Origin of the sequence: Streptomyces sp. 891-h, assembly GCF_022760275.1 — a bacterium.
GTDB classification, from domain to species: Bacteria; Actinomycetota; Actinomycetes; order Streptomycetales; family Streptomycetaceae; genus Streptomyces; species Streptomyces spirodelae.
On the sequence record NZ_CP050693.1, the window covers coordinates 3,587,669 to 3,609,199 of the forward strand.

General features: G+C 70.8%; 20 protein-coding genes and 3 tRNA genes. 13 read left to right on the forward strand and 10 right to left on the reverse strand.

The genetic code is table 11. The features are described 5' to 3' along the window. Positions 1-318: 318 nt before the first annotated feature. Complete coding sequence (locus tag HC362_RS15540) at positions 319-1,194, reverse strand: hypothetical protein (RefSeq protein WP_243084559.1); 876 nt, start codon at positions 1,192-1,194, stop codon at positions 319-321. 220 nt (positions 1,195-1,414) lie between these two features. Between HC362_RS15540 and HC362_RS15545 the strand changes: the two genes are divergently transcribed. Together HC362_RS15545 and HC362_RS15550 are read left to right on the forward strand one after the other, a co-directional pair. Further along, on the forward strand, positions 1,415-2,530 hold the full coding sequence (locus tag HC362_RS15545) for a Glu/Leu/Phe/Val dehydrogenase dimerization domain-containing protein (protein WP_243084560.1): 1,116 nt from the start codon (positions 1,415-1,417) through the stop codon (positions 2,528-2,530). Positions 2,531-2,803: 273 nt separating this feature from the next. Next, entirely contained in the window at positions 2,804-3,064 is a 261-nt protein-coding gene (locus HC362_RS15550; RefSeq protein WP_243084561.1) for a DUF3073 domain-containing protein, read from the forward strand. 132 nt (positions 3,065-3,196) lie between these two features. On the opposite strand, the gene purM is transcribed toward HC362_RS15550, so the two are convergent. The 6 genes from purM to purS all read right to left on the reverse strand — a co-directional run bounded on the left by purM (position 3,197) and on the right by purS (position 10,199). Beyond that, positions 3,197-4,267 carry a phosphoribosylformylglycinamidine cyclo-ligase gene (gene purM, locus HC362_RS15555; RefSeq protein WP_243084562.1) on the reverse strand — a complete coding sequence of 357 codons (1,071 nt, stop codon included), beginning with the start codon at positions 4,265-4,267 and terminating at the stop codon, positions 3,197-3,199. Between the two features lie 114 nt (positions 4,268-4,381). Further along, positions 4,382-5,932 carry an amidophosphoribosyltransferase gene (purF, locus tag HC362_RS15560; RefSeq protein ID WP_243084563.1) on the reverse strand — a complete coding sequence of 517 codons (1,551 nt, stop codon included), beginning with the start codon at positions 5,930-5,932 and terminating at the stop codon, positions 4,382-4,384. A 54-nt stretch (positions 5,933-5,986) separates the two neighbouring features. Further along, on the reverse strand, positions 5,987-6,817 hold the full coding sequence (locus tag HC362_RS15565; RefSeq protein ID WP_243084564.1) for a maleylpyruvate isomerase family mycothiol-dependent enzyme: 831 nt from the start codon (positions 6,815-6,817) through the stop codon (positions 5,987-5,989). Positions 6,818-6,916: 99 nt separating this feature from the next. Beyond that, the gene (purL, locus tag HC362_RS15570) at positions 6,917-9,214 is read right to left on the reverse strand and encodes a phosphoribosylformylglycinamidine synthase subunit PurL (RefSeq protein ID WP_243084565.1); all 2,298 of its coding nucleotides are present in this window, start codon (positions 9,212-9,214) and stop codon (positions 6,917-6,919) included. Beyond that, on the reverse strand, positions 9,211-9,894 hold the full coding sequence (gene purQ, locus HC362_RS15575) for a phosphoribosylformylglycinamidine synthase subunit PurQ (RefSeq protein ID WP_243084566.1): 684 nt from the start codon (positions 9,892-9,894) through the stop codon (positions 9,211-9,213). Before purQ ends, purL begins: the two co-directional genes overlap by 4 nt. Further along, positions 9,891-10,199 (reverse strand): phosphoribosylformylglycinamidine synthase subunit PurS, encoded by a 309-nt coding sequence (gene purS, locus HC362_RS15580; RefSeq protein ID WP_243084567.1) that lies wholly within the window; start codon positions 10,197-10,199, stop codon positions 9,891-9,893. The genes purQ and purS overlap by 4 nt, the downstream gene beginning before the upstream one ends. A 368-nt stretch (positions 10,200-10,567) precedes the next feature. On the opposite strand from purS, the gene HC362_RS15585 reads away from it, so the two are divergent. From HC362_RS15585 to HC362_RS15595, 3 genes are all read left to right on the forward strand, one after another. Next, positions 10,568-10,885 carry an Lsr2 family protein gene (locus HC362_RS15585; protein ID WP_243084568.1) on the forward strand — a complete coding sequence of 106 codons (318 nt, stop codon included), beginning with the start codon at positions 10,568-10,570 and terminating at the stop codon, positions 10,883-10,885. A gap of 285 nt (positions 10,886-11,170) precedes the next feature. Further along, a tRNA-Gly gene (locus tag HC362_RS15590) sits at positions 11,171-11,242 on the forward strand. A gap of 79 nt (positions 11,243-11,321) precedes the next feature. Next, positions 11,322-11,394, forward strand: a tRNA-Gly gene (locus HC362_RS15595). A 946-nt stretch (positions 11,395-12,340) separates the two neighbouring features. Here the strand turns inward: HC362_RS15595 and HC362_RS15600 are convergent. After that, positions 12,341-12,910 (reverse strand): hypothetical protein, encoded by a 570-nt coding sequence (locus HC362_RS15600; protein WP_243084569.1) that lies wholly within the window; start codon positions 12,908-12,910, stop codon positions 12,341-12,343. Between the two features lie 408 nt (positions 12,911-13,318). On the opposite strand from HC362_RS15600, the gene HC362_RS15605 reads away from it, so the two are divergent. The 7 genes from HC362_RS15605 (at position 13,319) to HC362_RS15635 (ending at position 18,941) form a co-directional block, all read left to right on the forward strand. After that, positions 13,319-14,164 (forward strand): helix-turn-helix transcriptional regulator, encoded by an 846-nt coding sequence (locus tag HC362_RS15605; protein ID WP_243084570.1) that lies wholly within the window; start codon positions 13,319-13,321, stop codon positions 14,162-14,164. A 17-nt stretch (positions 14,165-14,181) separates the two neighbouring features. Continuing rightward, complete coding sequence (gene cyaB, locus HC362_RS15610; protein ID WP_243084571.1) at positions 14,182-14,760, forward strand: class IV adenylate cyclase; 579 nt, start codon at positions 14,182-14,184, stop codon at positions 14,758-14,760. Positions 14,761-14,875: 115 nt separating this feature from the next. Beyond that, positions 14,876-15,838, forward strand: a complete 963-nt coding sequence (locus HC362_RS15615; RefSeq protein ID WP_243084572.1) for an ABC transporter ATP-binding protein — start codon at positions 14,876-14,878, stop codon at positions 15,836-15,838. Further along, the gene (locus tag HC362_RS15620) at positions 15,835-16,665 is read left to right on the forward strand and encodes an ABC transporter permease (protein ID WP_243084573.1); all 831 of its coding nucleotides are present in this window, start codon (positions 15,835-15,837) and stop codon (positions 16,663-16,665) included. The genes HC362_RS15615 and HC362_RS15620 overlap by 4 nt, the downstream gene beginning before the upstream one ends. A 75-nt stretch (positions 16,666-16,740) precedes the next feature. Then, complete coding sequence (locus tag HC362_RS34905) at positions 16,741-18,141, forward strand: histidine kinase (protein WP_279240104.1); 1,401 nt, start codon at positions 16,741-16,743, stop codon at positions 18,139-18,141. Next, positions 18,134-18,772: a response regulator transcription factor gene (locus HC362_RS15630; protein ID WP_243084574.1), complete on the forward strand. Its 639-nt coding sequence runs from the start codon at positions 18,134-18,136 to the stop codon at positions 18,770-18,772. Before HC362_RS34905 ends, HC362_RS15630 begins: the two co-directional genes overlap by 8 nt. A gap of 96 nt (positions 18,773-18,868) precedes the next feature. Further along, positions 18,869-18,941, forward strand: a tRNA-Gly gene (locus tag HC362_RS15635). Between the two features lie 113 nt (positions 18,942-19,054). Here HC362_RS15635 and HC362_RS15640 read toward each other — a convergent pair. Then, positions 19,055-19,969 carry a phosphoribosylaminoimidazolesuccinocarboxamide synthase gene (locus tag HC362_RS15640; RefSeq protein WP_243084575.1) on the reverse strand — a complete coding sequence of 305 codons (915 nt, stop codon included), beginning with the start codon at positions 19,967-19,969 and terminating at the stop codon, positions 19,055-19,057. Next, entirely contained in the window at positions 19,966-20,562 is a 597-nt protein-coding gene (locus HC362_RS15645) for a MarR family winged helix-turn-helix transcriptional regulator (protein ID WP_243084576.1), read from the reverse strand. Before HC362_RS15645 ends, HC362_RS15640 begins: the two co-directional genes overlap by 4 nt. A gap of 71 nt (positions 20,563-20,633) precedes the next feature. On the opposite strand from HC362_RS15645, the gene HC362_RS15650 reads away from it, so the two are divergent. Further along, entirely contained in the window at positions 20,634-21,467 is an 834-nt protein-coding gene (locus HC362_RS15650; RefSeq protein ID WP_243084577.1) for an alpha/beta hydrolase, read from the forward strand. Positions 21,468-21,531: the final 64 nt, after the last annotated feature.

Below are 21,531 nucleotides of genomic sequence, written 5' to 3' on the forward strand. Positions count from 1 at the left end.
ACCTCGGCGGAAGCCGATGGACCGTCCTATAGCGGACAGTCACCCCCCTGTAACGATCAGTCACAACGGGAGCAGGGGTCATCAGACCCACCAAGGAGCGCAATACCGATCTATCCGCCCATAGTTGGACGGAAGGAGCCCGCTGCGGACTCCTTGTCCTATTTTGACACGAGGGGTAGCTCTGAGAGCAAGACCCGTTTAAGTGCTATCCGTCACGCTTGAGGCAATCACCCGGTTCGGGACCTAGGTCCCACCCCCACCCCCGTCGATCGGGGGGGCTCCGGTGACACCCCTCCCCCTGACGGAAGGGGATGGGCCTCAGCTCGCGTACTGGAGCCGGCGAACCGCCCTCCAGCGCGCTGTCAGCCGCTCGTACGCCGCACCGGCACGCTCCCCGTCGCCCTCGCGGAGGGCCTGGAGGCCCTCCGCCACATCGGCGGCGGAGTGGTCGCCCACAAGCTGCTCCTCGGGGATGGCGTGAGCCAGCCCGCCGTAGTCCAGCTCGACCAGGGAGCGCGGGTGGAATTCCTCCAGCCAGCGGCCCACATCGATCAGACCCTCGACGAGCGGCCCCTCTTCCAGCTCCTCGCGGAGCACCTTCAGGCCGCGAGCGAGGCGGCGCCTCGCCTGGACCATGGGCGTGCGATAGCGGAAAACGAACTGCTGTCCGCTCTCCTGACCCGATTCCGGCTTCGCAAACTCCCTTTCTTCGTCTTCGAAGAGAACGAACCAGCGCACGGGCACATGCCACAGGGCCGTACGGATCCAGGGGCGGGCGTCGGGGTTGCGCTCCCGCCAGCGCTCGTAGTCCGCGGCGGCCTGCCGGCGCACGACGGGCGGCAGCGCGGCGTCCAGGACCGGCTGGGGCAGGGCGATTTCGTTGTCGGCCGCTGCCTGGGTGAGGGCCGTGAGCGCCTGCCAGCTGCGCAGCCGGGTGCGCCAGGGGCAGACGCAGGTCACGCCGTCCGCCTCGGCCACGAAAGCCTCGGCGCTCTCCCGTTCCGGCACCACCACCGGGGGCACAGGCACCAAGTCGGCCAGGGCGCGGCGGATTTCGTCCTGGGCCGTGGGAAAGCGCTGTTGCTTCGCATATGCGATCCAGTGCGAGCGCTCCGGCTCGGGAAAGGCCGCCAGTGGTTCGTAGACCCGTAGGTATGCCGCGTACGGGACGACGACCGACGCTTTCTCAGCCACGCATTGCCTCCAAGCCTCCACGGCCACCACGGCCTTCCCGGCCGCTGCGAACCGTTCTCATGAGCGAGCCCGGGAGACAGTTGACTACCCCGATCGTGGGACCGCAACGTGCCCGTGACGCGCAGGTCGTACGCTGCTCCACGACCGGCCCTCGTGGGCTTCGACTGCCACAAGCGGCGTGTCCGCCGAGGGCTACGACGCGATTCCAGGAGTCACTACCGTGATCGAGGTATCACCTGTTCCCGACGGCGTCCCCGCTGGGGACCCGGTCATCAGCACCCTCTTCCGCTCCGAGCAGGGCGGCCACGAGCAGGTCGTGCTCTGCCAGGACCGGCCCAGCGGCCTGAAGGCCGTCATCGCCCTGCACTCCACCGCGCTCGGCCCCGCACTGGGCGGCACCCGCTTCCACGCGTACCCCGGCGCGGCCGACCCGGAGCAGGCCGCGGTGCTCGACGCGCTGAACCTCGCGCGCGGAATGTCGTACAAGAACGCGCTGGCCGGGCTCGACCACGGCGGCGGCAAGGCCGTGATCATCGGCGACCCCGAGCAGATCAAGACCGAGGCCCTGCTGCGCGCCTACGGGCGGTTCGTCGCCTCCCTCGGTGGCCGGTACGTGACGGCCTGCGACGTCGGCACCTATGTGCGGGACATGGACGTCGTGGCGCAGGAGTGCCGCTGGACGACCGGCCGCTCGCCGGAGAACGGCGGCGCGGGTGACTCCTCCGTGCTGACGGCCTTCGGCGTCTTCCAGGGCATGCGGGCCGCCGCACAGCGGCTGTGGGGCGCGCCGACGCTGCGCGGCCGGCTGGTGGGCATCGCGGGCGTCGGCAAGGTCGGCAAGCACCTGGTGGCGCACCTGCTGGAGGACGGGGCGCGGGTGGTGGTCACGGATGTGCGCGAGGAGTCGGTACGCGCCGTGCTGGAGGCCCACCCGGGCGCCCCGCTGACGGCCGTGGCCGATACGGACGCGCTGATCAGGACCGAGGGTCTGGATCTGTACGCGCCGTGCGCGCTCGGCGGCGCGCTGAACGACGAGACGGTGCCGGTGCTGACAGCGAAGGCCGTCTGCGGCGCGGCCAACAACCAGCTGGCGCACCCGGGCGTGGAGAAGGATCTGGCCGAGCACGGCATCCTCTACGCGCCCGACTACGTGGTCAACGCGGGCGGCGTGATCCAGGTCGCGGACGAGCTCCACGGGTTCGACTTCGCACGTGCGAAAGCAAAGGCGGAGAAGATCTTCGACACGACGGTGGCCATTTTCGAGCGGGCCGAAGCGGACGGCGTACCTCCGGTGGCCGCTGCGGACCGGCTCGCCGAGCAGCGCATGGGCCGGTGAGCGTGGCGTGGGAGGCCACCGTGACAGTGGTCTCACCACCCCACGGCGGGTCCCGTGGCGACAGGAAGGTAAAATCGCCACTGACCAGCACGAGAAGGGTCAACGGGCGCGTCGGACGGCGGCCGTGTCGTGCGGGCGACGTACCGTACGGCGGCGGAAGCAGGTACCGTTGAAGCCCTGAGTACCGGTCTCTCGGTCGAGAGGCCGCTCTGAACCATGAACGCGTGTCAAGACTCTGGGGCCGTCGAGCCCCGTCGTTGAGGGGGTCGAGCCATGGGGCGCGGCCGGGCCAAGGCCAAGCAGACGAAGGTCGCCCGCCAGCTGAAGTACAACACTGGCGGGACGGACCTATCGCGCCTGGCCGAGGAGCTGGGCGCATCGACATCGAACGAGTCGCCGAACGGCGAGCGCTTCGAGGACGATGAGCAGGACGACCCGTACGCACGGTACGCGGATCTGTACAACGACGAGGAGGACGACGACGCGGGCGCGCCCGGGTCGTCCGACCCCCAGTCGAGGCGCCGCGGCGCCTGACGTTCGCCTGTACTGACCCGGTCCGGCATCCGCCGGACCGGGTTCTGGCGCGCGCCCGGCGACGGCTTCGCCGCACGGTGGCCCCGCGGCCACCGTGCGATCAGTGGCCGTCCGGGCTCCGCCGTCAGCAGCTCACCGGGCATAGTCACCCGTGAGGGTGACCGCTTCCGTGCGGTCACCGCGCTCGGTGATCTCTCCCGCCACCCAGGCGTCCACGCCCCGCTCGGCGAGGGTCGCCAGCGTGGCGTCGGCCGACTCCCGCGGCACGACGGCGATCATGCCGACGCCCATGTTCAGCGTCTTCTCCAGCTCGGCGCGCGCCACCTTGCCCGCGTCGGCGACCACCTCGAACACCGCCCCGGGGCGCCAGGTCGAGCGGTCCACCGAGGCGTGCAGCTCGTCCGGGATCACCCGCGCCAGGTTGGCGGCCAGCCCTCCGCCCGTGACGTGCGAGAACGCGTGCACCTCGGTGGTCCGGGCCAGCTCCAGGCAGTCCAGGGAGTAGATCTTCGTCGGCTCCAGCAGCTCCTCGCCCAGGGTGCGGCCGAACTCGGCCACATGCCGATCCAGCGACCACCCGGCGTGGTCGAAGACCACATGCCGCACCAGCGAGTACCCGTTCGAGTGAAGCCCGGAGGACGCCATGGCCACCACGACATCACCCGTACGGATGCGATCGGGACCCAGCACCGCATCGGCCTCGACGACACCGGTGCCGGCGCCCGCCACGTCGTACTCGTCAGGGCCCAGCAGCCCCGGGTGCTCAGCGGTCTCGCCGCCCACCAGCGAGCAGCCCGCCAGGACGCAGCCCTCCGCGATGCCCTTGACGATGTGTGCCACGCGCTCCGGGACGACCTTGCCCACGCAGATGTAGTCCGTCATGAACAGCGGCTCCGCGCCGCAGACGACCAGGTCGTCCACGACCATCGCCACCAGGTCGTGGCCGATCGTGTCGTGCACGTCCATCCGCTGTGCGATCGCGACCTTGGTGCCCACGCCGTCGGTCGCCGACGCCAGGAGGGGGCGGGCGTAGCCCTTGAGGCGGGACGCGTCGAAGAGGCCCGCGAAGCCGCCGAGCGCCCCGATGGACTCCGGGCGCTGGGTCTTGGCGACCCACTCCTTCATCAGCGTCACGGCACGGTCGCCGGCCTCGATGTCGACGCCGGCGGCGGCATAGCTGACGCCTTCGCTGCTGTTGGTCATGGGTACGTCGTCTCTCGTGTCTGCGGGAGGGAGAGGGCGCCCCGCGCGCCCCTCCGGCGGCGAGCCGGAAGGGGGCGGGACCGCCCACCCCCAGGAGCGCGGGGCTGCCGTCGGCTACGGGCGCTTGAGGGCGTCGGCGGCGCCCACGCCGGAGGCCAGCGTGCCGACCCCGTCGACGTCGGACTCCACCTCGGCCTCGAGCAGGTGCTTGCCCAGCAGCTCGGGGTCGGGCAGCTCCATCGGGTACTCCCCGTCGAAGCAGGCCCGGCACAGCTGGTTCTTGGGGATCGTCGTCGACTCGATCATGCCGTCGATGGAGATGTAGGCGAGCGAGTCGGCCCCCAGCGACTTGCCGATCTCGTCGGTCGAGAGACCGTTGGCGATCAGCTCGGCGCGGGTGGCGAAGTCGATGCCGAAGAAGCACGGCCACTTGATCGGCGGCGAGGAGATCCGTACGTGGACCTCCTTCGCACCGGCCTCGCGCAGCATCCGCACCAGGGCGCGCTGGGTGTTGCCGCGGACGATCGAGTCGTCCACCACGACCAGCCGCTTGCCCCGGATGACTTCCTTGAGCGGGTTGAGCTTGAGCCGGATGCCGAGCTGGCGGATGGTCTGCGACGGCTGGATGAAGGTACGGCCGACGTAGCTGTTCTTGACCAGCCCCGAGCCGTAGGGGATGCCGCTGGCCTCGGCGTAGCCGATCGCCGCCGGGGTGCCGGACTCGGGCGTCGCTATCACCAGGTCGGCGTCGGCCGGGGCCTCGGCCGCCAGCTTGCGGCCCATCTCCACCCGGGAGAGGTACACGTTGCGGCCTGCGATGTCGGTGTCGGGGCGCGCGAGGTAGACGTACTCGAAGACACAGCCCTTCGGCTTTGCTTCGGCGAACCGCTGGCTGCGCAGTCCGTCCTCGTCGATGGCCACCAGCTCGCCCGGCTCGATCTCCCGGATGAAGCTGGCGCCGACGATGTCCAGCGCCGAGGTCTCGCTGGCGACGACCCAGCCGCGCTCCAGGCGGCCCAGCACCAGCGGCCGGATGCCCTGCGGATCCCGGGCCGCGTACAGCGTGTCCTCGTCCATGAAGACCATCGAGAACGCGCCCTTGACCTGGGGCAGCACCAGCGGCGCCGCCTCCTCGACGGTCAGCGGCTTGCCGTCCTCGTCGGTCTGGCCCGCGAGCAGGGCCGTGACCAGGTCGGTGTCGTTGGTCGCTGCGACCTGGGTGGCGCGGCCGCCGGGGACGTCCGCCTGCTGGGCGACCAGCTCCGCGAGCTGCGCGGTGTTGACCAGGTTGCCGTTGTGGCCCAGGGCGATGGAGCCGTGGGCGGTCGCGCGGAAGGTGGGCTGGGCGTTCTCCCAGACCGAGGCGCCTGTCGTCGAGTAGCGCGCGTGACCCACGGCGATGTGGCCGCGCAGGGATCCGAGGGAGGTTTCGTCGAAGACCTGTGAGACCAGCCCCATGTCCTTGAAGACCAGGATCTGGGAGCCGTTGCTCACCGCGATACCCGCGGACTCCTGACCGCGGTGTTGCAGGGCGTACAGGCCGAAATACGTGAGCTTCGCGACCTCTTCGCCCGGCGCCCAGACACCGAAGACGCCGCAGGCGTCCTGGGGGCCCTTCTCGCCGGGGAGGAGGTCGTGGCTGAGCTTTCCGTCACCACGTGGCACGTCTTCGAGTCTACGGCCAGCGGCCCCCTCCGCCGAACCGGGTACCTGTGACCTTCAGCCCAGTACGGGCAGCACCTGGGACAGATCGGCGCGGGCGCCACTGGCGGTGAGCTGTGGCGTACCCAGGGCTTCGGCCCAGGTGGTGCGCCCGGTGGCCAGCCGGATCCAGGTCAGCGGATCCGTCTCGACCACGTTGGGCGGGGTGCCGCGGGTGTGCCGCGGGCCCTCGATCGCCTGGACGACGGCGAACGGCGGAATCCGCACCTCGACCGAGGCGCCCGGTGCCTTGGCGGCCAGCGCATCGGCCAGCAGCCGTACGGTGGCCGCTGTCGCCTGCCGGTCCAGCGCCACCCGCACCCCCGTGGCCCGCGCCAGGTCGTCGCTGTGCACCACCAGCTCGACCAGCCGGGTCACCGTGAAGTCGAGCATCCGCATCGTGCCGAAGTCGTGCGGGATCAGCAGGTCCTCGCGTACGGCCGACTCGATCACCGGCTCCAGCTCGGCGACGGCCTGGTCGATACGGGCCGCTCCGTCGGGCGACGCCTCCGCGTCCTTGCGCGTGCCGGCGTCCAGCTTCTCGGCGACGGTCGCGGTCGAGACGGCCCAGCGGGAGAGGGAGACCTCCGGCGCCTTGCCGGTCACCTCCGTCTGCGGGCTGCCCAGCAGGCGGGGCACGGCGTCGATCTGCCCGGCGATGTGCACCAGCAGGTGGTGCACGTCCCAGCCCGGCAGTCCGGACGGGAGGGCGCGCTGCTCGGGCGTGAGGCGGTGCGCGGCGTCGGCCACGGCCTCGACCTGGTGGATCAGCGCGGTGCGGATGCGGGTCGGGTCGTAGGTGCGCCGGTCTCTTCCGGAGGGGGTGGTGGCGCGTCGAGCGGGCGGCATACGCGTGAGATTAGCCCGTCCCGGCCGGGAACGAGAGGGGGAATGCCCCCTGCCCACCCTCTTTCGGGGGGCGGGCAGGGGGCGATCAGGGTGCGCCCGTCAGCCGAAGAGCTCCGGGATCGTGGCCTCGTGGTGGCGGCGCAGCTCCTCCAGCGGGAGGGAGAACTGCCCCTGGACCTCCAGCGCGTCGCCGTCCACGACACCGATCCGGGCCGCGGGCATCCCGCGCGCGGCACACATGTCGGTGAACCGCACCTCCTCGCTGCGCGGAATGGCCACCAGCGCCCGGCCCTGCGACTCGGAGAAGAGGAAGACGAAGGGGTCGAGACCGTCGGGTACGACGATGCGGGCCCCCTTGCCGCCCTTGAGGCAGGACTCCGCGAGCGCCTGGACGACGCCGCCGTCGGAGACGTCGTGTGCCGCGTCCGCCATCCCGTCCCGGGACGCGGCGATCAGGATCTCCGCCAGCAGCCGCTCCCGCTCCAGGTCGACCCGGGGCGGCCGGCCACCCAGGTGGCCGTGTGCGACCTGGGACCACGCCGAGCCGCCGAACTCCTCCCGGGTGTCCCCCAGCAGGTAGATCAGGTGCCCCTCGTCGCGGAACGCCATCGGGGTGCGGCGGGCGACGTCGTCGATGACGCCGAGCACACCGACCACCGGCGTCGGGTGGATGGCGGCCTCGCCCGTCTGGTTGTACAGCGAGACGTTGCCGCCGGTCACCGGGGTGCCGAGCTCCTTGCAGGCGTCCGCGAGCCCGCGGCACGCCTCGGCGAACTGCCACATCGCCGCCGGGTCCTCCGGGGAGCCGAAGTTGAGGCAGTCGGTGACGGCCAGGGGGCGCGCGCCGGTCGCGGCGACGTTGCGGTACGACTCCGCGAGCGCCAGCCGCGCTCCCTCGTACGGGTCGAGCTTGGCGTAGCGCCCGTTGCCGTCGGTGGATACGGCCACGCCCAGCCCGGTCTCCGGGTCGATGCGGATCATGCCGCTGTCCTCGGGCTGCGCGAGCACGGTGTCACCGAGGACGTAGCGGTCGTACTGGTCGGTGATCCAGGACTTGGCGGCCTGGTTCGGGGAGGCGACCAGCGCCAGGGTCGCGGCCCGCAGCTCCTCGCCGTCCGCCGGGCGGGGCAGCTGGGCCGGGTCGTCGGCCTGGAGCTCGTCCTGCCAGTCGGGGCGCGCGTAGGGGCGCTCGTAGACGGGGCCCTCGTGCGCGACCGTACGGGGGTCGACGTCCACGATCTTCTCGCCGTGCCAGAAGATCTCCAGCCGGTCGCCGTCGGTGACCTCACCGACGACGGTCGCGGTGACCTCCCACTTCTCGCAGATCTCCAGGAAGCGGTCGACCTTGTCCGGCTCGACGACCGCGCACATCCGTTCCTGCGACTCGGACATCAGGATCTCCTCGGGGGAGAGCGAGGAGTCGCGCAGCGGCACGTCGTCCAGCTCGACCCGCATCCCGCCCGAGCCGTTGGAGGCCAGCTCGCTGGTGGCGCAGGACAGTCCGGCAGCGCCCAGGTCCTGGATGCCGACCACGAGGTCGGCGTGGAACGCCTCCAGGGTGCACTCGATGAGCAGCTTCTCCTGGAAGGGGTCGCCGACCTGGACGGCGGGGCGCTTGCTGGGTTTTTCATCGTCGAAGGTCTCGGACGCCAGGATGGACGCGCCGCCGATCCCGTCGCCGCCGGTCCTGGCGCCGTAGAGGATGACCTTGTTGCCGGTGCCCGCGGCCTTCGCCAGGTGGATGTCCTCGTGCTTCATCACACCCACGCACAAGGCGTTGACCAGCGGATTTCCCTGGTAGCAGGCGTCGAAGACGACCTCGCCGCCGATGTTGGGCAGCCCCAGGCAGTTGCCGTAGCCGCCGATGCCGGCGACGACACCGGGCAGCACCCGCTTGGTGTCGGGGTGGTCGGCGGCGCCGAACCGCAGCGGGTCCATCACGGCGACCGGCCTGGCACCCATCGCGATGATGTCGCGGACGATGCCGCCGATACCGGTCGCGGCACCCTGATACGGCTCGACGTACGAGGGGTGGTTGTGCGACTCGACCTTGAAGGTGACCGCGTAACCCTGGCCGACGTCCACCACACCGGCCTGCTCGCCGATGCCGACCAGCATCGCCTCGGCGCCCGGGCCCTCGGTCGGTGCCTTCTCGCCGAACTGCCGCAGATGCACCTTGCTGCTCTTGTACGAGCAGTGCTCGGACCACATGACCGAGTACATGGCCAGCTCGGCGCCGGTGGGACGGCGGCCGAGGATGTCCCGGATGCGGGCGTACTCGTCCTCCTTGAGGCCGAGCTCCTTCCAGGGGAGGTCGGTCTCCGGGGTCTGTTCGGCGTGCTTGACGGTGTCGAGGCTGTGGCTGTGGGACTGCGAACTGTGGCTCTGGGGACTCATGAGGCGACCAGCTTCTTCAAGGCCGAGGTGAAGAAACCGAGCCCGTCGGTCGTCGGCCCGGTCAGGGCCTCGACCGCGTGCTCGGGATGCGGCATGAGGCCGACCACGTTCCCGGCCTCGTTGGTGATTCCGGCGATGTCGCGGCGCGAGCCGTTGGGGTTGCCGCCGAGGTAACGGAAGGCGACACGGCCCTCGCCCTCCAGCTCGTCCAGGGTCCGCTCGTCGGCGACGTAACCGCCCTCGCCGTTCTTGAGTGGAACGACGATCTCCTGGCCGCGCTCGTAGTCCGACGTCCAGGCGGTCGTGTCGTTCTCCACCCGGAGCCGCTGGTCGCGGCAGAGGAAGTGCAGATGATCGTTTCGGGTCAACGCACCGGGCAGCAGATGGGTTTCGCACAGGATCTGGAATCCGTTGCAGATGCCGAGGACCGGCATTCCGTCCTTCGCCTGTTCGACCACCGACTCCATGATGGGCGAGAAGCGGGCAATTGCGCCGCACCGCAGATAGTCGCCGTAGGAGAATCCGCCCGGCAGCACGACCGCGTCGACCTGCTGCTTGCGCAGGTCCTTCTCGCGGTGCCACAGAGCAACGGGTTCTGCTCCCGCGATACGGATGGCGCGTCGCGCGTCACTGTCGTCGAGAGAGCCGGGAAATGTGACGACGCCGATACGGGTGGTCACGCCACTGCTCCCTCGGACGCGGTGGCCGTTCCCGTCCCGACCGGACGCTCGTTGCCGTCCGCGTCCTCGACGCGGACGGTGAAGTCCTCGATCACGGTGTTGGCGAGAAACGTCTCGGCGAGTTCGTGGATACGGGCGAGGGCGTCCCTGTCGACGGGGCCCTCCACTTCGAGCTCGAAGCGCTTGCCCTGGCGGACATCGGAGATGCCCTCGAAACCCAGGCGGGGCAGTGCACGCTGCACCGCCTGTCCCTGGGGGTCGAGGATCTCCGGCTTCAGCATGACGTCGACGACGACGCGAGCCACAGGTACTCCTAGTGCTTAGCGGGGCGCTGCGCTGGCCAGCGTACCCGGCGCGAGAATCTACGCGCGTTGATATGTGTGCCGATCCTGGTAGGACTTCGCGAAGCACTGGGAAAACCGGCGGGAAAAAAGTAGGGTCCCTAATGCGGCCGGAACCGGAATCAATTCCGACGGCCCAATCTTTGTGCGCTCTTTGCACTTCGGTGCCGGTGTGCAGCACATAGTTGAATAAGAACCTGTCTCCTACTCGGGTTCGCCCCGCATACCCGCCGGTCGGCGGGGGCCCGCCTCGGCGAAGCTTGCCGACGGTCCCGCCGACGCCGTAATGCCGGGTGACCCCCTTTCGTGATCCTGAGGAAGGACCGATATCCGTGGCTCAACGTGTAGTGGTGATGCTCTCCGACGACATCGACGGCGGAGAAGCGGCGGAGACGGTCTCCTTCGGCCTCGACGGCAAGACCTACGAGATCGATCTGAACTCCGACAACGCGAAGCGGCTCCGCTCCGAGCTGGCCCCCTTCGTGGAGGCCGGCCGCAAGCGGGCGAGGTCCGGCAAGACCTACCGCCGGACCTCGATCGACCCGGACCCGCGCGCGGTGCGCGCCTGGGCGGAGTCGAACGGGTTCGACGTGCCCGCGCGCGGACGCATCCCGAAGAAGGTCTACGAGGCGTTCCGCGCGGCGAGCTGAGCCGATCGCGGCGAACGTCGTGATGGCGGTCCCGTCCTTGCCACCGGACCCCCTCGACCTCGGAGCGAGGTGGCGGTCGTCGCTCTACCGCCGGGCCCCCGGGCAGGCGGCTTCCCACCACTGCGGGCGCCGGGGGAGAGACGGCCGCGAAGTGCGTCCCGCCGCCGGCTCAGGGACCGGAACCCGGGGTCTTCGGACTCGACTTGCCAGAGACCCCGGGTGATCGGCTAGAGTCAAGGCACGCCGCAAGGGAGCCCCCCGAAAGGGAGGGACCCGAGCAAGCGTGCGGGTGTAGCTCAGTAGTAGAGCGCCCTCTTTCCAAGAGGGAGGCGCAGTGTGCGATTCCTGTCACCCGCTCTCCAATACCGCTCTTCGGTCGGAAACGATCAGGTAGAGTATTGGTCGCGCCACTCGGTGAGAGCCGGGTGGAGGCACTGCGGACGTAGCTCAGTTGGTAGAGCGCAACCTTGCCAAGGTTGAGGTCGCGAGTTCGAGCCTCGTCGTCCGCTCAGTTCAGTGAGACGCCCGGCTGGGTTCCCAGCCGGGCGTCTTCGCGTTCGCCCCGGCCCCCACCCCAAAAACGTCACCCCTTCAAGGGGTGACGAAATGAACCCGAGCCCCTACCCCAGTGCGACCACCCCAACGCCCTCCCCGTGGTCACCGGACCCTGGGCCCACCCGCACCAGCACCAAGAACGCGCCGCAACCCACGCCCCCTCCCCCCGTAGCCGGCCGCAAGGCGCGTTCGCACGAAACCCGCACCCGGCAACCAACGCCAAATGCACGCATCCCACCCCACCCGCCACCCCCCAGAGACGGAACCCCCCACTCCAAGGCGGAGCCCTCACCGCGGCGGATCAGGACACCGCTCACCACCCCGCGGGCACACCAACACACACCGCACCACCAACTGCCCGTGCGAGTAATACCCCGCATACGCGTCAGCACCCCGCTCAACGCACCCCCACAGAAACGCCAGCTTCCCCTCGACGTCCCGCGGCGGAGCCGCCCGCACTTCCCTCTCCAACCAAGCCCAGGCATCGCCCGGATCGGTGAAAGTCCCCGCACGCATCTGCTGCGGCTTGCGGAACCAGTGACCGACCGTGTTCGGGGGCACGGCTGCCTCGAGGTTCCGAGCCTCGCTGTCCTTGGGCCACTGCCCTCCGGTATAGGCGTACGCATGCCAGTGCACCGCCCGGTGCCCCTTCCTTACGAGCGCAGCCCCGCCCTCGAACGGCACACCGCGCATGTGAAGTTGTCACCCGACCTCCGCCGCGGCCCGGGGAGTCAGCGGGACCAACAGACGCGTCGTCCCCCAGGGCCAGCGGCCAGGACCAGCGCCTGCATCGTGCTCCTCCCGCTGCCGAATTTCGCGGGGACCCGCCTCCGGACTCATCACCGTCACCCGTTGGAACGGAAGCCGCACGCGACGACTCCCCCCGGGGGGCCGGGGGCGTCAGCAACTCTCCGCAGGGCCCCGCGGAAGCCGCCGCCACCTGGCATCAACGGCCTCGGGGATCTCCTCGGGATCGGCAGGCAGCCCGGCACACACCACACAGCGAAGCTCGTCCCGACCGGGCCCGGAACCGCACTCGTAGCTCCGCACCTGGAGATCGCGTTCAATACCGCAGACCGCGCAGCGCCAAGGGGCAGGCGGCAGCACGCCGCTACGTACGGCGACCAACAACCGCACCGCGGCCTCCCACTGCACCCCCGCCGGGATACGCGCCAACTGCCCGCACGGCAGCCGAAACGCCACATCCGCGAGAGCGGGCGACGCATGCCAGGCGGCAGCCTCCCGCACCGCCCAAAGAGCCAGCCGGCTGGCGTCATGAGTGGCCCGATGCCGCACCTCGGCACCCCGCGCCCGCCACGCGAGCCGGGTGAGAACCACCGCCCGCTGCTCGCCTCCGGCGCCCTCCCACATACCGCGCAGCAACTCACTGCGCAGCACGCCCTCGACCCCGAAGCGTTCGAGCCGCTCGCCCATCATCCGCACCAGCGTCAGATCAAGATTCTCAGCCACCGGCCACCCCCGCCCGCGTGCAGCAACGAGCCCGAATCACCGTGGTCCCGTCCTCCTCGGCACTGATGAGCCGAATCGGCCTGCCACATTTCCGACACGTGCCGTAAGCGCCTTGGCGGCTTTGGCCAGTCGGGATCACGTTGCGGTCTCCCGCGTCAGAGCTTGAGGAGAGGGCCGCTGGGCCGGCCAATCGAGGAATGGATCCGGCGTCCCGCCAGTGACGAGACTCGGTCACCGTGACGGTGCGGCCGATGGGGACCCGGCCTGGGTTCGGAATTCTGGTTGGCTTCACACGCACAGGGTGTTGTGACGGTATGTGTCCACTCGATACCTTGCTGGCTATCTCACCGTGAGATGACTTTCCGTCCCGCCATGAAACATGAAACATGAAACCGAAACCGAGGACTGATGTCCGTACTTGTGCCCGTTGAACTCCCCGATTGGGCCTGGCAACGTGCCGAGGTACGGCAGGCGTTGCGGACTCGCGATATCGGCGCGGTCTTCCGATGCGTCCAGCAGTACGCGGGCGCCAGCCAGTCGAGAATCGCCACCGCGACAGGTATGACCCAGGCCCGGGTCAACGAGATCATCAACGGCCGCCGGGAAGTCTCCCGGCTCGATGTCTACGAGCGCGTGGCCGACGGCCTCGGCATGCCGGACGACGCACGCCATCTGTTGGGCCTGGCAGCCGGCCGAGACACACGGAACGGGGGATCCGCCTTCGATCTGGCTGCCTTCCCCGAAGTCGTCCGGGTCTACTCCGCTCAGGCCGCCGCCGCCGAAGAGATCCGCAGGCAGGCCGCCACGGCTGAGGAACTAGACGTCCTGGCCGTGCGTGGCCTGGGTCTCATCGGCTTGAACGACTCGTTGCTGCGCTCCTCACTGATCCGTGAAGCCGGGCACCGCGTACGAGCGCGAGTGCTACTGCTCGACCCCGAATCACCCGCAGTGGCCCTGCGTGCTGCCGAGATCGGCGAGTCCACCGAATCTCTCGCGGGCGGAGTACACGTGACCGAAGCTCGGCTGCGCGAACTCTCCGCCTCGTGTGACATGCGTGTCTACCGCTACCGCCTGCTGCCGACCTGGCGCTTGGTCCGCGTCGACTCGACCGTGTTCGTCTCAGCGTTCGACGCGGGCTGGGAAGGCCACGAGTCAGCTACGTACAAGGTGGTCGAAACACCGCACGGGCCGCTGTACCGAGGCTTTCGCCGCATGTTCGAGGCGATGGTCGGTGAGGGTGTACGCACGGTCTGACGAGCTGGAGGTGCCCAGTGATCGAAGCGGAGCTGAAGGCGCGCGTACGGGACCCGAACGCGGTGAAGCAGCGGCTGGACGAATACGCCGTCGGCCGCGCCGAGGTGTACCGGGACACTTACTACGACACGTCAGAGGGGCAGCTCGGGGCGCGGGACGCCGAGTTGCGGGTCCGGACGGTGCGCAGCGAGACGGAGACGCGCTCCCTCCTCACCTACAAGGAGGCGAAGGTCGACGAGGCCTCGGGCTCGAAGCCGGAGCATGAGACCCGGGTGGAGAACGCGGAGGCGGTGCACCGGATGCTCCAAGGCCTGGGGTACGAGCCGGTCATTGCCTTCGAGAAGCGGTGCCGGAACTACGACGTACAGGCTCGTGGCCGACTGATGCTGGCGACGCTGGTGCAGGTCCCGGAGATCGACGGGACGTTCATCGAGCTGGAAACCCTGGTGCAGGACGAGGCCGACGTACAAGCGGCATTGGCCGACGTCCGCGCGGTTCTGGAAAGCCTCGGCATCGAGGACGCGGACCTTACGCGCGAGCTCTACACGGATGCTGTCCTCGCTCGTAGGACGACGGGGACGAGAACCGACGAGTAGGAGTCCCGGTCCCAGACGGGGGCGGCGTGGGTGTGGGCCCTTCGATGACGTTTGTCATGTGGAGCCATGACGGGGCGCACTGCCTTCGGGCGGTGGGCGGCGGGATGGTGGAGGCATGGATGCGATCGAGGTCGAAGGGCTGAGGCGCCGCTACGCGGCGGGGGAAGGTACGGGCGGCGGCGGGTTCGAGGCCGTGCGGGACGTCTCGTTCTCCGTGCGGGAGGGGGAGATATTCGCGCTGCTGGGCACCAACGGGGCCGGCAAGACGTCCACCGTGGAGGTGCTGGAGGGGCTGGCGCGGCCCAGCGCGGGGACGGTGCGCGTGCTGGGGTTCGACCCGTTCGCCGAGCGCGCGTTCGTACGGCCCCGTACCGGTGTGATGCTTCAGGAGGGCGGCTTCCCCTCCGAGTTGACGGTCGCCGAGACGGCGACGATGTGGGCGGGAGTCACCAGTGAGGCCCGGCCGCCGGGCGAGGCACTGGAGTTGGTCGGGCTCGGCGGCAGGACCGAGGTGCGGGTCAAGCAGCTGTCGGGGGGCGAGCGGCGGCGGTTGGATCTGGCGCTGGCGCTGATCGGGCGGCCCGAGGTGCTGTTCCTGGACGAGCCGACGACGGGTATGGACCCCGAAGGGCGCCGGGACACCGCCGAGTTGGTACGCGAGCTGCGGGCCGAGGGCACCACCGTGCTGCTGACCACCCACTACCTCGAGGAGGCCGAGCAGCTCGCCGACCGGCTGGCGATCATGCAGGCCGGGCGGATCGTGGCGTCGGGGACCCCGGAGCAGGTGGTGGCCGAGCGGCCCTCGCGGATCACGTTCCGGCTGCCCGCCGGGGTCAGCCCTGAGCGGCTGCCGCTGTCCGTCCCGGCCGCGGTGGACGGCCGCGCTGTGACGGTCCGGACGTACGAGCTGCAGCAGGCGCTGACCGAACTGCTGCTATGGGCACGGGAGTCCGGGATCGCACTGGAGGGTCTGCAGGCGAAGGCGGCCTCGTTGGAGGAGGCGTTTCTGGAGATCGCCCAGGCAGGGAACCGGCCGGGCCAGGAAGACGACCGAGCGATGACGGGGGTCCGGGCATGAGCGGTACGACGACGACCACGACCGGCGCTGCGGGGGCCCGGGCGGCACGGAGCGCCCGATCGGGCAGGCTGTCGGCACAGCGGGTGCGGGCACTGGCGCGCGCGGAGCTGACGCTGCTGGTCCGTAACAGGTCGGCGCTGTTCGTCGTGCTGCTGCTGCCGACCCTGATGACGTTCTCGCTGAAGTCCGCCGCCGGCCAGGCGGATCTGTCCGGCACCGGGCTCTCGGTGGGCACCGCCGTACTCCCGGGCATGGTGGGAATGGTGCTGCTGTTCGCCGTCTACAGCAATCTCGTCGGGGTCTATGTGGGCCGCCGCGAGGAACTGGTGCTCAAGCGGCTGCGCACCGGGGAGGCGGACGACCGGGAGATACTCGGGGCCGCCGCCCTGCCGTCCGTGACGATAGGCATCGTCCAGTCGGTGCTGCTGCTGGCGGGCGGGGCGCTGCTGCTGGATGTGGGGGCGCCGGCCCGCCCCGACCTGGTGGTGGCGGGGCTGGTGCTCGGTCTGCTGCTGGCGGCGACGCTGGCTGCCGCCTCGGCCGCGTTCACCAGGACCACCGAGCTGGCGCAGCTCACGCCGATGCCGCTGATGCTGGCCACGTTCGCCGGGTCCGGGGTCTTCGTCCCGCTGGAGATATACCCCGACCGGATTGCCGAGATATGCCGCTGGCTCCCGATGACGCCGGTCATGGACCTGCTGCGGAGCGGCTGGACACAGCAGCTCAGCGGGCCGGGAACGTTGCGCGCGCTGGCGGTCGCGGTGGGGTGGACGGCGCTGGGCGCCTACGCGGTGCGCAGGCGCTTCCGGTGGGAGCCGCGCCGCTGACGGGGGCCGCCCGGCACCATCGGGCGCCGCATACGGTGTGCCGTACGCAGGACAGGAACGGGAGGGGGGTCGCCGGTGATCAGCTGGGGCCGGCAGAAGCGGCGGAAATGGCAGGAGCGCAGCAAGCTGGAGCAGGTCGAGGCGTCGACGCGCTGGATGCTGCTGCTCACTCCGTGGATCTTCTTGGTGAGCGGCACGCCGCAGTTCCTCGTCCAGGTCTCCTCCCAGGGGCAGCCGATGGCGCTGGCCGGGGTCGTCGTGGCGTTGGGGATCGTGCAGTGTGTGATCGCGGTGCGCGGTCTGCGGCGCGGTATCGACCACTATCTGGGAACCGGCGAGGTCTCGCGCCGCCTCCTGATCGCCGGGCTGGTGACGTTCGCGCTCAGCACGGCGGTGGTCACGGTGCTGGTGGCGCGCGGCTGGGCGGGCGGCAGCTCCGGGCCGGCGATGGCGCTGTTCGCGGGCGTCCCAGGGCTGGCGGGGGTCTACGGGCTCACCGTGCCGTGGCGCCGCTCGGCAGCCGTGACAGCGGTCGGCTGTGCGGTCGTCACCTGCTCCTTCGCCGTGGCGGGCATGGCGTGGCCATCCCTGTTGGGCACCCTGGTCGTCCTGGCGATAGGAGGGGTGGCCGGGATCTTCTCGCCGCGCTGCTCGGCCTGGTACATCGCCGTGATGCGGGAGCTCGACGAGGCGAGGGAGGCCCAGTCGCGGCTCGCTGTCGCGGAGGAGCGGCTGCGCTTCAGCCGTGACCTGCACGATGTGATGGGCCGCAATCTGTCGCTGATCGCGCTCCAGAGCGAGCTGGCGACCCAGCTCGCCCGGCGGGGCGCCGCGTCGGCCGTCGAGCAGATGCGCGAGGTCCAGCAGCTGGCCCGGCAGTCGCAGTCCGAGGTGCGTGCCGTGGTTCGTGGTTATCGCGAGGCGGGACTGGAGACCGAGCTGGCCGGGGCCCGCTCGGTGCTGCGGGCCGCGGGGGTGGACTGCCGTATCGAGTCGGCACAGCCGGAGATGGCGCAGGAGGTGCAGTCGGCGCTGGGCTGGGTCGTCCGCGAGGGCGCCACCAATGTGCTGCGGCACGCGGAGGCGAGCCGCTGCACCATCCGGCTCACGGTCGGCGCCGCGGACACCACCGTGCTGGTGATGGAGAACGACGGGCTGCGGCCGGACCCGGCGCGGGACGGCTCAGGACTCACCGGGCTGAGCGAACGGCTGGCGGCGCTCGGCGGCACGCTGACGGCGGAGCGCGACGGGGCCGCACGGGTCTTCCGGCTCCGCGCCGAGGTCCCGCTGACCGGCCACCCGTCGTCCGGAGGAGCGCCGGTGAGGGCAGCGGCGGACGCGGCGACGGTGGGCGCGGCAGGGGCGGGCGCGGCGGCAGCCGACACAGCGGCAGCCGGCGCAGCGGCAGCCGGCGCAGCGGCAGCCGGCGCAGCGGCAGCGGGCGCGGCGACCGTGGGGAATGCGGCCGGTGAGTGACGAGGAAGTGGGGCGCGAAGCCGTGGCCATCCGGGTGCTGCTGGCGGACGACGAGCATCTGATCCGGGGTGCGCTCGCCGCGCTGCTGGCGCTGGAGGACGACCTGACCATCGTCGCGGAGGCGGCCTCCGGGCCCGAGGCGCTGGCCATGGCGCGGGCGCACCGGCCCGATGTGGCCGTGCTCGACCTCCAGATGCCGGGGCTGGACGGGGTGCGGGTCGCGGCCACGCTGCGCGAGTCGCTGCCCGAGTGCCGGACGATGATCGTCACCAGCCACGGCAGGCCGGGCCATCTGAAGCGGGCGCTGGCGGCGGGGGTCCGTGGCTTCGTGCCCAAGACGGCTTCGGCCGAACAGCTCGCGGAGATCATCCGTACCGTCCACAGCGGCAACCGCTATGTGGACCCCGAGCTGGCGGCCGATGCCATCAGCGCGGGTGACTCGCCGCTGTCCGCGCGCGAGGCCGAGCTGCTGGAGCTGGCCGCGGACGGGGCTCCGGTCGCGGAGATCGCCAAGAAGGCGTCGCTGACCCAGGGCACCGTCCGCAACTACCTCTCGGCCGCCGTCGCCAAGCTGGGGGCCGACAACCGGCACGCGGCCGCGCGGATGGCCCGGCAGCGGGGCTGGATCTGAGCGGTCCTGGCACGGTTCCGGCGCGGTGCCGGGCACCGGGAGGCTCCGGCTATACTGGGCCCCGCACCACGGCGACCCCCGGTCGGCAGTGGGCGCGCGGACGTAGCTCAGTTGGTAGAGCGCAACCTTGCCAAGGTTGAGGTCGCGAGTTCGAGCCTCGTCGTCCGCTCGGGATACGCAGACGAACGGCCCCGGTCATCCGACCGGGGCCGTTGTCGTGCTCGCGGGCCCGGCCCGAGGGGACGGCGCCCCCGGCGGTCGGGCCGGGGGCGGGCGGGGCCGTCAGCTCCAGGGGACGCCGGTGAGACGCTCGTATGCCTCGACGTAGCGGGCGCGGGTGGCCTCGACGACGTCCTCGGGCAGCGGGGGCGGCGGCTGCTCACCGTTGCGGTCCCAGCCGGATGCGGGGGACGCCAGCCAGTCGCGTACGTACTGCTTGTCGAAGGAGGGCTGGGAGCGGCCCGGCTGCCACTGGTCGGCGGGCCAGAAGCGGGACGAGTCGGGGGTGAGGACCTCGTCGGCGAGCGTGAGCCGGGGCTCCGCGCCAGCGGCGTCGTCCCAGCCGAACTCGAACTTGGTGTCGGCCAGGATGATGCCCCGCTCGCGGGCGATGTCGCGGGCCTTGTCGTATGCGGCCAGCGTGGACTGGCGCAGCTCGGCGGAGGTCTCGGGGCCGATCCGGCGGGCCATCTCCTCGTAGCTGACGTTCTCGTCGTGCTCGCCCACGGCCGCCTTGGTGGCGGGGGTGAAGATCGAGCCGGGCAGCTCGGAGCCGTTCTCCAGGCCGTCGGGGAGGGCGAGCCCGCAGACGGTGCGGGACTCCTCGTACTCGACCAGCCCGGACCCGGCCAGATAGCCGCGGGCCACGCACTCGACGGGCACCATGCGCAGGGAGCGGCAGATCATGGTGCGCCCCTCCCAGTCGGCGGGGGCGCCGGCGGGCACGTCCGTGCTGATCACATGGTTGGGCAGCAGATCCGTGAGCTGTTCGAACCACCACAGGGAGAGCCGGGTGAGAATGCGGCCCTTGTCCGGGATCTCGGTCGGCAGGACCCAGTCGAACGCGGACAGCCGGTCGCTGGCGACCATCACCAGGTGACCGTCCTGGTCCCGGTAGAGGTCGCGCACCTTGCCCGTGTGCAGGTGCTCCAGGCCGGGGACCTGGGCGGGCTCGGGCTTTTCGACGAATCCCGTCACGTTCTTTCCTCCCTGGGGGCAGCCGACGCGTTCGGCGGGTGCCCCGATTCTTCCTTGTCTCCACCGGCGGACCTGCTCGGGCCGTTCCGAGCCGTTTCGGGAGGATTCACGTCGACGTCGTCCAGGAAGGCGAGCATCCGGGTCAGCACCTTGACGCAGGCGGCCACCTCCGCCTCGGTCAGGTCGCCACCGACCTGGCGCAGCATTGCGTGCTCGCGCTCGTGGACGGCGCCGATGACGGCGCCGCCGGTCTCGGTCAGTCTGATCAGCGGCGAACGCTGGTGGGCAGGGTTGGGCACGGCCTCGACCAGCCCCCGGGCCACCGCGTCGTTGACCATGCGCTGGACGAACTGACGGCTCAGCGCCTGGGCGCGGCCCATCTGCGGCACCGTCATCGGGCCGTGCTCGCGCACCAGGTCGAGGACGGCACGCACACCGACGGAGAGTCCCTCGGCGGGTGCCGTCTGCTCGACCTTGCGGTGCGCACGCCGGTACAGCGGGCCCACCAGGTCGAAGATCTCCGCGAGCCGGCCGGCGAGCGCGTCCGGTGGGAGCGGGGCTTGCTGCGGGTCGGGGGATGCGGCGTCCGTCACCCGACCATGATGACACCTCGGTTGCCATTACCTGTTGCCAACCAAGGTGTCGGAGTGACAACCTGGTTGTCATGGTTGCTCGTGATGCACGTTCCCGGACGCTCTCCTTCTCCACCCCGGACGGGGCCCTCGCCTACCGCGACACGGGCACCGGACAGCCGGTGGTCCTGCTGCACGGGGGCTTCCTCGACCACACCATGTGGGAGGCGCAGATCGACGCCTTCGCGCCGCACTTCCGCGTCATCGCACCGGACGCGCGCGGACACGGCGCCTCCGCCAACGCGACCCGCCCCTTCCGGCCCGCCGACGACCTCGCGGCCCTGCTCCGCCACCTCGACGCCGGACCAGCGGTCCTGGTCGGCCTCTCGATGGGCGGAGGCGTCGCGGTGGACACCGCGCTCGAACACCCCGGGCGCGTCCGGGCGCTGGTGGTGAGCGGGGTCGGCACCAGCGAGCCCTTCTTCGAGGACCCGTGGAGCCAGGAGGTGCTGGCGGCACAACAGCGCGCCCTGGCCGTCGGCGACGTCGAGGGCTGGGTCGCCGCCTTCCTGCGCTTCGCGGCCGGCCCCCACCGCGGCCTGGACGAGGTCGGCCCGGACGTGCTGGAGCGGCTGCGTGCGATGGCCCTGCGGACGGTTGCCAAGCACACCGCCGAAGAGCCGGACCACCTGGTGCCGGTCCGGGACACCTGGCAGCGGGCCGCGAAGATCGACGTGCCGGTCCTCGCTCTCAACGGTGCCCTCGACTCCGCCGACCATCTCGCCATGGCCGACCGCCTCGTGCGGGCTGTCTCCGACGGTCGCGCCGCCCCTGCGGTTGAGGGCGCGGCCCACTACCCCAACCTGGAGAACCCCGCCGCCTTCAACGCTGCGCTGACCAACTTCTTGAGGGCCCTGCCGGAGTAGGCGGGTGAATTACGCGTACCCCGCGTGGGGGGCTGCGCTTGCCAGCCCTACTCCCCCAAGCTCT